This window comes from Streptomyces pinistramenti (assembly GCF_020564935.1).
Classification (GTDB): domain Bacteria; phylum Actinomycetota; class Actinomycetes; order Streptomycetales; family Streptomycetaceae; genus Streptomyces; species Streptomyces pinistramenti.
The window spans coordinates 18042-27466 of sequence record NZ_JAJCXB010000073.1 but is presented as its reverse complement, the minus strand read 5'-3'; the positions used below and the strand labels follow the sequence as shown (position 1 = coordinate 27466).

General features: G+C 70.3%; 10 protein-coding genes. 3 read left to right on the top strand and 7 right to left on the bottom strand.

Features of this window, described 5'->3' with window-relative positions:
- Positions 1-297: hypothetical protein (locus LIU39_RS31265; protein ID WP_227050312.1), on the bottom strand; the 297-nt coding region annotated here is incomplete at its 3' end.
- A 113-nt stretch (positions 298-410) separates the two neighbouring features.
- On the opposite strand from LIU39_RS31265, the gene LIU39_RS31260 reads away from it, so the two are divergent.
- From LIU39_RS31260 to LIU39_RS31250, 3 genes are read left to right on the top strand one after another with little or no spacing between them, the layout of a single operon-like run.
- Positions 411-1244: a helix-turn-helix domain-containing protein gene (locus LIU39_RS31260; RefSeq protein WP_227050311.1), complete on the top strand. Its 834-nt coding sequence runs from the start codon at positions 411-413 to the stop codon at positions 1242-1244.
- Positions 1241-1450 (top strand): DUF397 domain-containing protein, encoded by a 210-nt coding sequence (locus tag LIU39_RS31255; RefSeq protein WP_227050310.1) that lies wholly within the window; start codon positions 1241-1243, stop codon positions 1448-1450. The genes LIU39_RS31260 and LIU39_RS31255 overlap by 4 nt, the downstream gene beginning before the upstream one ends.
- A 51-nt stretch (positions 1451-1501) precedes the next feature.
- A complete protein-coding gene (locus LIU39_RS31250; RefSeq protein ID WP_227050309.1) occupies positions 1502-1711 on the top strand; it encodes a DUF397 domain-containing protein in 210 nt (69 codons plus the stop codon).
- A gap of 99 nt (positions 1712-1810) precedes the next feature.
- Here LIU39_RS31250 and LIU39_RS31245 read toward each other — a convergent pair whose 3' ends face one another.
- From LIU39_RS31245 to LIU39_RS31220, 6 genes are all read right to left on the bottom strand, one after another.
- Entirely contained in the window at positions 1811-2797 is a 987-nt protein-coding gene (locus LIU39_RS31245) for an ABC transporter substrate-binding protein (protein WP_227050308.1), read from the bottom strand.
- A gap of 2 nt (positions 2798-2799) precedes the next feature.
- Positions 2800-4794, bottom strand: coding sequence for an ABC transporter permease (locus tag LIU39_RS31240; RefSeq protein ID WP_227050307.1), 1995 nt, complete (start codon positions 4792-4794; stop codon positions 2800-2802).
- Complete coding sequence (locus LIU39_RS31235) at positions 4791-4958, bottom strand: hypothetical protein (protein ID WP_227050306.1); 168 nt, start codon at positions 4956-4958, stop codon at positions 4791-4793. The genes LIU39_RS31240 and LIU39_RS31235 overlap by 4 nt, the downstream gene beginning before the upstream one ends.
- Positions 4958-6088 (bottom strand): quaternary amine ABC transporter ATP-binding protein, encoded by a 1131-nt coding sequence (locus LIU39_RS31230; RefSeq protein WP_227050305.1) that lies wholly within the window; start codon positions 6086-6088, stop codon positions 4958-4960. Before LIU39_RS31230 ends, LIU39_RS31235 begins: the two co-directional genes overlap by 1 nt.
- Positions 6088-7659 (bottom strand): GMC family oxidoreductase, encoded by a 1572-nt coding sequence (locus LIU39_RS31225; RefSeq protein ID WP_227050304.1) that lies wholly within the window; start codon positions 7657-7659, stop codon positions 6088-6090. The genes LIU39_RS31230 and LIU39_RS31225 overlap by 1 nt, the downstream gene beginning before the upstream one ends.
- Before the next feature lie 208 nt (positions 7660-7867).
- Positions 7868-9370: an aldehyde dehydrogenase family protein gene (locus LIU39_RS31220; RefSeq protein ID WP_227050303.1), complete on the bottom strand. Its 1503-nt coding sequence runs from the start codon at positions 9368-9370 to the stop codon at positions 7868-7870.
- Positions 9371-9425: the final 55 nt, after the last annotated feature.

Genomic DNA, 9425 nt, shown 5'->3' with positions numbered 1-9425 from the left:
TTTCACCTCCGGATACCGCTGTTCATGCTCGACGGACAAGGCATTGGGCCAGCGGACGATGACCACCTCCACCTCACCCCGCTCCGCCAACTCCCGCACCCGCAGCCACCCACTGCGCCGCTGGGGAACGGGATCACCGAACGGGTCGGTGATCACCGTGACGATCTCCAGGCCGCGCGCGGCCGCGAAATCACGGCCCTCCTGCTCCGCCCGCTCCTCGGCCACCCCGACAACGGCACCACGCCGGGCGGCACAGACGTAGAGCACCGCCGGAACAGCGGAAGCCTTTTCGGTCATAAGAGCCCTCCCTAACTCTTGGTAGTGACTCCACTACCAAGACGGCTCAGCGTGACCTAGAGTCGGAGGCCATTCAACCTGCCGGTAGAGGACGGAAGGTCAGTGAACGCCCCTTGAATCGCAAGGAGTTGAACCCGGACGCGTCGCCGTTGGCGGCCTATGGCGCGCGTCTGCGCAGCATGCGGGAAGCGCGTGGCTGGACGCAGGACGATCTGGCCGAGCGCATGGGCTATTCCAGCGTGCACATCTCGGCCGTGGAAACCGCTCGCAAGTCTCCTACTGTGCGCTTTTCGCGTAGCGCGGACAGAGCATTCGGTCTGGAGGGCGCGGACACCTTCGACCGCCTGGGACGCGAACTCCGCCAGGGCTCGCTGCTGGAGGGCTTCCCGGAGTACGTGGGATACGAGGGCCGGGCGGTGGAGCTGCGGCTGTACCAGATCGGGATCATCCCTGGACTGTTACAGACCCCGGAGTACGCACAAGTCCTGGCGGACAGTGCTGTGCAGCGGGGCGCCATCTCGCCTGAGCACGGCGCCGAACGCGTCGCGTTCCTCGCGGAACGCCAGGCCGCGCTGGAGCGGGACCGCCCACCCATGGTGATGGTGGTGATGGACGAGAGCTGCATCCGCAGGTGGGTCGGCGGCAACGAGGTTATGAAGGCGCAGCTCGACCGACTGATCGAGTTCGCCGCCCTCCCCAACACCGTGCTCCAGGTGGCGCCGTTCACCATAGGGGAGCGCCGACCGTTCAATCTGCCGGTGAACCTGCTGACGATGGCCGATCGCTCCGTTATGTGTTACGCGGAGTCTCAGGCTCAAGGGAACTTCGACCGCGAATCCACTTCCGTCCTACCCGTCCTGACGGCCTACCATCAGCTACAGGCCGAAGCGCTCTCCCAGGCGGAGACCGTGGCCATGATCAGCGAGTTGAGAAAGGGCACCCCGTGACGACCGAATCCCCCCGTTGGGTCAAGTCCTCGTACAGCGACAACGGCGGCGACTGCATCGAGGTGGCCGCCAATCTTGTCGCCTCGCGGGGCGTGGTTCCCGTCCGCGACTCCAAGGACCCCCACGGGCCGGAACTGGCAGTCCCCACCCGCACGTTCGCGTCCTTCGTGGCAGGCGTCAAGGACGGACAGTTCGGCACCGTCTGACCCAGGCCCCACCTCCATTGCCGTGATCGAGCGGGCACGAAAGGGCACCTCGTGACGACCGAATCCCCCCGTTGGTTCAAGTCCTCCTACAGCAACAACGGCGGCGACTGCATCGAGATCGCCGCCAACCTCGTCGCCTCGCGCGGCATCGTCCCCGTCCGCGACTCCAAGGACCCGCACGGCCCGGAACTGGCAGTCCCCACCCGCACGTTCGCGTCCTTCGTCGCAGGCGTCAAGGGCGGACGGTTCGGCGCTGTCTGACCCGTCGGTGCAGCCCGAGAACGATCCGGGGCGCGGCTCCGTATACCCAAAGGGATACGGAGCCGCGCCCCGGAGTCGTTCACCGGTCGCCGGCGGCGGTCACTTCTTCGGCAGCCAGCGCTTCCAGACGTCCGGGTGCTTCTCGACCCAGCGCTTGGCCGCCTCGTCGGCCGACAGGCCCTGCGAGGCGATCATCTCGGAGACCTCGTTCTGGTTCTCCTTGGTCCACGTGAAGGACTTCAGGAACTGCGAAGCCTCGCTGCCGCTCTTCGCGAAGTCGGTGTTGAAGAACTTCTTGAGCGGCGTGGTCGGGTACGCGCAGTCGATGGACTTGGGATCCTTCGCGCCCTTCTCCGCGCAACTGTCGGTGTACTTCGGGAGCTTGACCTCGACCATCGGGACCTGGTTGAAGAGCCACTGCGGCTCGTACCAGTACGTCAGGAAGGGCTTCTTCTCCTTGGCGAACTGCTGGATCTGGGTGATCTGCGCCGCCTCGGAGCCCGCGAAGACGACCTCGTAGTCCAGACCGAGGTTCTTCACCAGCGCCTTGTCGTTGGTGACGTAGGACGGCGAACCGTCCATCAGCTGGCCCTTGTTGCCGCTCTCCGACGTCCGCAGCTGCTTCGCGACCTTGTTGAGGTTCTTCCAGTCGGTGACCTCGGGGTGCTTGTCGGCCCAGTACTTGGGGACGAACCAGCCGATGTGCCCGGTGACGCCGTTGCGCCCGCCGTCGGTGATCGTCTTCTTGTCCTGGACGTAGCGCTTCTCCTGGTCGGGGTGGCCCCAGTCCTCCAGGATGGCGTCGACCCGGCCCTGGCTGAGCGCGTCCCAGGCGGGGATCTCGTCCACCTGGACGGTGTCGACGTGGTAGTCCAGCTCGTGTTCCAGGAGGTACTTCGCCACCGCGACGTTGGACTGCGCACCGACCCAGGTCTGGACGGACAGGGTCACGGACTTGGAGCCCTTGGCGGCGGCGAACGGCGATGCCTGCTTGGTCATGTCGGCCTTGCCGCAGCCGGAGAGCGCGAGCAGCGTCGCCCCCGCCAGCAGCGACGTGCCGAGGATCTTCGTACGGGTACGGGACATGGTCAGGCTCCCTTCCCCGTGCGGCGTTCCGTCGGCTGGGTGACCCGGTCGAGCATCAGGCCCAGGCAGACGATGGCGACACCCGCGACCAGGCCGAGGGCGAGATCGCCGGTGGCCAGGCCCGTGACCACGTCGTAGCCGAGGGCACCGCCGCCGACCAGGCCGCCGATGATGACGACGGCGAGGACGAGGACCACACCCTGGTTGACGGCCAGCAGCAACGCCGGGCGGGCCAGCGGCAGTTGGACCTGGCGCAGGATCTGCCAGCGGGTGGCGCCGAGCGACGTGGCCGACTCCATGGCGGCCGGGTCCACCTGGCGCAGGCCCTGGGTGGTGATGCGGATGACGGCGGGCAGCGCGTAGACGACGGCGGCGGCCGCTGCCGGGGCGCGGCCCACGGCGAACAGCGCGACGACCGGGATCAGGTACACGAACTGCGGCATGGTCTGCATGACGTCCAGGACCGGCCGCAGGATCGCTTCGAAGCGCTTGCTGCCGGCCGCGAGAATGCCCACGCCGACGCCGATCACCAGCGTCACCACGAGCGCGGCGAGCACCTGGGAGAGGGTGTTCATGGACGGCTTCCAGACGCCCAGGACGCCGATGGCGGCCATCGCGAGGACGGCGGTCAGGGCGGTGCGCCAGGTGCCGATGAGCCAGGCCAGCGCGGCGACGATGAGCAGCGTGGCGTACCACGGGAGGGCGGTCAGGCCGTCCCGCAGCGGGTTGAGCACCCAGTCGGTGAAGTGCGCGGCCCAGTCCGCGGTGCCGCCGACGACGGGGACGCCGGAGTAGAGGTGGTCGACCATCCACTCCTTGAAGTCGTTGACGGGGCGGGCGATGGCGACGGTCCAGCCGGTGGGCCAGACCTCGGAACCGGCCAGCCGGCCGACGGCGGTGAGCACGACGGTGGCCACCGCGACACCTGCCCAGCCGCGCCGGCCGCGCAGCAGGGCGGGCCCGGACGCCTGCGCGTCGGAGCCGAGACGTTCGCCGGCGGCGGCCGTGGTGCGGTCCATGACGATGGCCAGCAGCACGATCGGGACGGCGGCGGCGAGCGCGGAGCCGACGTCGACGGAGGCCAGCGCCTGGTAGACGCGGTCGCCGAGACCGGCGGCGCCGATCATCGAGGCGATCACGGCCATGGACAGCGCCATCATGATCGTCTGGTTGAGGCCGAGCAGCAGTTCCTTGCGGGCCAGCGGGAGCCGGGCGGTCAGCAGCCGCTGGCGGCCGGTGGCGCCGAGCGAGGCGACGGCCTCCAGCACCCCGGCGTCCGCGCCGCGCAGGCCGAGCGCGGTGAGCCGGGCCATCGGCGGCGCCGCGTAGACGACGGTGGCCAGCAGCGCGGCCGGCACGCCGATGCCGAAGACCAGCACGACGGGCAGGAGGTAGGCGAAGGCCGGGAGCACCTGCATGGTGTCCAGGACCGGGCGCAGCAGCCGGAACGTGCGGTCCGACAGTCCGGCGGCCAGGCCGAGCAGCGCGCCGACGACGACCGATGCGAGCACCGCGACGATCATCAGCGCGAGCGTCTGCATGGTCGGAACCCACATCCCCAGCGCGCCGCTGACCAGGAAGGAGATCAGGGCGGTCGCGGCGATGCGGAGCCCGGCGACCCGCCAGGCGACCAGCGTGACGCCGGCCGTGACGCCCATCCAGCCGAGCGCGAGCAGCAGCAGGTAGACGCCGCGTACGGAGATCACCACGGCGTTGGAGAGGTGGCCGAGGAAGTAGACGAACAGCGGGTGGCTGTCGCGGTTGTCGATGATCCAGTCGCTGGTCTTCCCGAGCGGCCCGGACACGTCGACGGTCAGCCCGGTGGGCCACAGGCCGCCGGACCACTGGGCGTGCAGCAGCGGGACGAGTACCGCGGCGGCGACGGCCAGCAGCAGGATCTTGCCGAGGCCGCGGTGGCGCCGGAGGGCGGCCAGCGGCCCGTCGGCGGTGGCGGCGCCGAGGGAACCCGGCGGCGTGGTGGTGGCGGCGGAGCTCATGCGCGGCCCCGTTTCACCGTGCCGGTGCGCACGTTCATCGCGGCGGCCCGCTGGGCCTGGCGCCAGTGGCGCAGCAGGGCGGTGCGCAGCCGGGCGGCGGGGGCCTGGGCGCGGGGGACGCGGACGGCGCGCAGGGCGCCGCCGTGGGGAGTGGCGGGATACATCAGGCGGCCACCCCGTCGTGCCGGGGCGCGTCGATGCGGGCGACCACGTTCAGCAGGCAGGCGTGGTCGACGATGCCCAGGCAGCGCCCGTCCTCGACGACGCGGGCCGCGCCGCCGGAGCGGACGACGGCTTCGATGGCGTCCGCTATGAGGGTGTCGGGCGCCAGTTCCCGGCCCTTGCCGCCCTCGCCGTCCTCGGCGGGGCGCATCGCGCGGCGCACGGTGAGGACCTGCTCGCGGGGGACGTCGCGGACGAAGTCGCGGACGTAGTCGTCGGCCGGGGAGCCGACGATCTCCTCGGGCGTGCCGAGCTGGACGATCTTTCCGTCGCGCATCAGGGCGATCCGGTCGCCGACGGTCAGCGCCTCGGCGAGGTCGTGCGTGATGAAGACCATCGTCCGGCCTTCCTCACGGTGCAGGCGGACGACCTCCTCCTGCATGTCGCGCCGGATGAGCGGGTCCAGGGCGCTGAACGGCTCGTCGAACAGCAGGACTTCGGGGTCGACGGCGAGCGCGCGGGCCAGGCCGACGCGCTGCTGCTGGCCGCCGGAGAGCTGCCCGGGGCGGCGCTTCTCCAGACCGGCCAGGCCGACCTTCTCCACCATCTCGGCGGCCTTGGCCCGGCGTTCGGACTTGCCCATGCCCTGGATCTCCAGGCCGTAGGCGACGTTGTCCAGGACGGTGCGGTGCGGCAGCAGGCCGAAGTGCTGGAAGACCATGGAGGCGCGGCGGCGGCGCAGCTCGCGCAGGGCGGTGCGGTCCATGCCGATGACGTCCTCGCCGTCCATCTCCAGCGTGCCGCTGGTCGGCTCGATCAGCCGGGTCAGGCAGCGCACGAGGGTGGACTTGCCGGAGCCGGAGAGCCCCATGACGACGAAGACCTCGCCCTTGTGGACGTCGAAGGAGACGTCGCGCACGGCGGCGGTGCAGCCGGTCTGTTCGCGCAGTTCCTGCGCGCTCAGACCGACGACCGAGGCGTCATCGGGGATGCGGTCCGCTTTGGGCCCGAAGACCTTCCACAGGTTGCGGGCGGAGAAGACGACCTCGCGGCTCTCGCCGCTCCCGGTGTCTTCCCCGCTCTTCGCGGCGGTGGCGGATATGCCGGATGCGTCGGCCGACGAGTGCGCCATCACGCATCACCTCCCTGGGCCGGGGCTTCCTGGAGCAGTTCCGCGCACTTCTCCCCCACCATCAGCACGCCGATCATCGGGTTCACGGCGGGCATCGTCGGGAAGACGGAGGCGTCGGCGATCCGGATGCCGGCCAGCCCGCGGATCTTCAACTCCGGGTCGACCACGGCCAGTTCGTCGTTGGCGGCGCCCATCTTGCAGGTGCCGGCGGGGTGGTAGACGGTGTGCGCGGCCTTGCGGACCAGCTCGCTGATCTCCGCGTCGTCGGTGACCTCGGGGCCGGGGAAGACCTCGCGCTTGAGCCACTTGGCGAACGGCTCGGCCTGGGCGACCTTGCGCGCCAGCTTGATGCCGTCGACGAGGGTCTTGCCGTCGTAGTCGTCCTCGTCCTCGAAGTACCGGAAGTCCAGGGCCGGCTTGACCTCGGGGTCGGCCGATGTCAGGTAAACCCGGCCGCGGGAGCGGGACTTGGGGATGTTGGGGGTCATCGACACGCCGTGCTCGGGGCGTTCGTAGCCCAGCCGCTCGGGGTTGTCGGTGAACGGGATCTGGTAGAAGTGGAACATCAGGTCGGGGCCCTTGTGTTCCGGATCCCGCTTGACGAACAGGCCCGCGTCGGAGTCCATCGCGGAGTTGCCGGGCAGCGGCCCGTTGGTCTCCCAGACGATGACCGACTCGGGGTGGTCGATGAGGTTCTCGCCGACACCCGGCAGGTCGAGCACGCAGTCGATGCCCAGCGCCTCCAGGTCCTTGCGCGGCCCGATGCCGGAGTGCATCAGCAGCCGCGGGGTGTCCACCGCGCCGGCGCAGACCAGCACCTCGCGCCCGGCCTCGACGTAGATCTCATCGCCGTCCTTGGTGCGCACGTGCACGCCCTTGGCGCGGTTACCCTCCAGCACCAGCCTGTCCGCCCAAGTCTCCAGCAGCAGCGTGAGGTTGGGGCGGTCACCGGCCTCGATGTGCGGGTGGAGGTAGGCGACGGAGGCGGAGGACCGCTTGTTGTTCTCCGGGTGGTACGACAGGTCGAAGAAGCCGACACCCTCGTCGAAGGGCTTGTCGTTGAAGCCGACGACCTCCGGGACACCGAGGGCGCTCTTGGTGGCCTCGACCCAGTCGGTGGCGATGGCGTTCTGGTCCTTCTTGGCGACCCGCACGATGTTGTTGCGGAGCTTGCCGAAGTAGGGGTCCATGTCCTTGGCGCCCCAGCCGGCCGCGCCCGCCGCTTCCCACTCGTCCCAGTCGGACGGCAGCGGCTTGAAGGAGATCAGCGTGTTGTGCGAGGAGCAGCCGCCGAGCACCTTGGCGCGGCTGTGCAGGATGTGCGAGTTGCCGCGCGGCTGCTCGGTGGTGGTGTAGCCGTAGTCGAGGTCGCCGCCGAGCAGGCCGAGCCAGCGGCGCAGCGTCAGCACGTCCTCGCGGTCGATGTCGGTGGGGCCGCCCTCGATGACGACGACGCTGACGTCCGGGTTCTCGGTGAGCCGGGAGGCGATCACGGATCCTGCGGTGCCGCCGCCCACGATGACGTAGTCGGCCTGGATCGTGCGGGATGCGGGGGAGGAAGAGGGGGGCATGGGGGTGCTCCTTCGTGCACAGTGCGTGAGCTGCTGCGGTCCTGCGGTGCCGGGTGCCGGCGGGTGCTGCGAGCGGGGCGTGGAGGAGAGTTGCGCACGGCCCGCGGGGGTAGGGGCGGGCGTGCGGCACGGGGGCCTGCCAGGGGCGGCCGGGGTGCGGGCGGCGGGCGGGTGTGTCAGGGGTCCGCCCGCCGCCGGTCACGGGTGATCAGCCGGCGAACCAGCGCACCGGCTCGGGCCGGAGGTTCTCGTAGATGTGCTTGCTCTCGCGGTACTCGTCCAGGCCGGTGGGGCCCAACTCCCGGCCGATGCCGGACTTTCCGAAGCCGCCCCACTCCGCCTGCGGGAGGTAGGGGTGGTAGTCGTTGATCCACACGGTGCCGTGCCGCAGGCGGGCGGCGACCCGGCGGGCGCGCGCGCTGTCGCCGGAGAACACGGCGCCCGCGAGGCCGTACTCGGTGTCGTTGGCGAGCGCGACGGCCTCGTTCTCGGTGGTGAAGGTCTCCACCGTCAGGATCGGGCCGAAGGTCTCCTCGCGGACCACCTTCATCTCACGGTGGCAGCCGTCCAGGATGGTCGGCGCGTAGAAGTAGCCGCTCGCCGGACGCACGTCCGACGGCTCGGGGCGGGAGCCGCCGGAGCGGAGCTGGGCGCCCTCGGAGAGCGCGGAGGCGACGTACGCCTCGACCTTGTCGAGCTGCTGCTGGGAGACGAGCGGGCCGCACTCCACGCCGTCCTCGGTGCCGCGGCCGAGCTTGATCTTCTCGGCACGGCGGGCGAGTTCGGCGACGAAGCGGTCGCGCACCGGCTCCTCGATGATCAGCCGGGCACCGGCCGAGCAGACCTGGCCGCTGTGGATGAAGGCCGCGTTCAGCGCCTGGTCGACGGCGGTGTCGAAGCCCTCTTCGGTCGCGCAGGAGTCGGCGAAGACGACGTTGGGGTTCTTGCCACCCAGCTCCAGCGCGATCTTCTTGGCACCGGAGACCGCGGCGGCGCCCGCCTTCGTACCGCTGGCCAGGCCGCCGGTGAAGGAGAACAGGTCCACATCGGGGTGCTCGGCAAGACGCTGGCCGACCGGCAGTCCGGCGCCGGTGACGATGTTGGCGACCCCCGCCGGAAGCCCGGCCTCGACCAGCAGCTTGATCAGGTGCACGGTCGACAGCGGGGTGACCTCGCTGGGCTTGATGACGAAGGTGTTGCCCGCGGCGACGGCCGGGGCGACCTTCCAACTGGCCTGGAGCAGCGGGTAGTTCCAGGGCGTGATGAGCGCGCAGACGCCGACCGGCTCGTGCACGACGACGCTGTGCACGTCCGCCGAACCGGCGTCGACGACCCGGCCGCCGCTCTCGTTCATCACCACGTCGGCGAAGTACCGGAAGGCGTTGGTGACGTCGTCGACGTCGACCCGGCCCTCTTCCAGGGTCTTGCCGGTGTCGCGGCTCTCGATGAGCGCGATCTCTTCGCGGTCGCGCTGGAGCAGGTCCGCGACGCGGCGGAGCAGCGCGGAGCGCTCCGCGACGGGCGTGCCGGGCCAGGCGCCCTCGTCGAAGGCGCGGCGGGCGGCCGCCACGGCGGCGTCGGTGTCTTCCGCGCCGCCCTCGGACACCAGCTGGAGGATCGTCGCGTCGGCGGGGTCGAGGACCTCCCGCGTGGCGCCGGATGCGGCGGCCCGCCACACCCCGTCTACGTGAATGGTCTCGATTGCCGACACTTCTGTTCTGCCTTCCGCTTACCGATTTGTTCGCACTGGTTCACACCAGCAACGA

Excerpts from the sequence above, each read along its gene's own strand:
- LIU39_RS31245 (WP_227050308.1), bottom strand. The coding sequence starts at position 2,797 with ATGTCCCGTACCCGTACGAAGATCCTCGGCACGTCGCTGCTGGCGGGG.
- LIU39_RS31240 (WP_227050307.1), bottom strand. The coding sequence starts at position 4,794 with ATGAGCTCCGCCGCCACCACCACGCCGCCGGGTTCCCTCGGCGCCGCC.
- LIU39_RS31235 (WP_227050306.1), bottom strand. The coding sequence starts at position 4,958 with ATGTATCCCGCCACTCCCCACGGCGGCGCCCTGCGCGCCGTCCGCGTC.
- LIU39_RS31230 (WP_227050305.1), bottom strand. The coding sequence starts at position 6,088 with ATGGCGCACTCGTCGGCCGACGCATCCGGCATATCCGCCACCGCCGCG.
- LIU39_RS31225 (WP_227050304.1), bottom strand. The coding sequence starts at position 7,659 with ATGCCCCCCTCTTCCTCCCCCGCATCCCGCACGATCCAGGCCGACTAC.